Origin of the sequence: Mesorhizobium sp. (genome assembly GCF_005063415.1) — a bacterium.
Taxonomy (GTDB): domain Bacteria; phylum Pseudomonadota; class Alphaproteobacteria; order Rhizobiales; family Rhizobiaceae; genus Mesorhizobium.
In genome coordinates this window covers 1-229 of the sequence record NZ_SUEG01000429.1, presented here as the reverse complement: position 1 = coordinate 229, position 229 = coordinate 1, and the positions used below count along the sequence as shown (strand labels likewise).

The 229-nt window shown below is 65.9% G+C and carries 1 protein-coding gene; it reads left to right on the top strand.

Translation table 11 applies throughout. The features are described 5' to 3' along the window. On the top strand, positions 1 to 229 hold a 229-nt coding region (locus E5W70_RS32925; protein ID WP_292665538.1), incomplete at both ends, for a DbpA RNA binding domain-containing protein.

Below are 229 nucleotides of genomic sequence, written 5' to 3'. Positions count from 1 at the left end.
CCGCCGCGACGATTTCGGCGACAGCGTCTGGTTTTCGCTGTCGGTTGGACGCCGGCAGAATGCCGAGCCGCGCTGGCTGATACCGATGCTGTGCCGGACAGGCGGCATCTCCAAGCGCGAGATCGGCGCCATCAAGATGCAGCCGGAAGAAACCTTCGTGCAGATCGCGGCGGACTGGGCCGAGCGTTTTCTGGCGGCGATCGGTCCCGACCGCAAGCTGCAGGGCAAC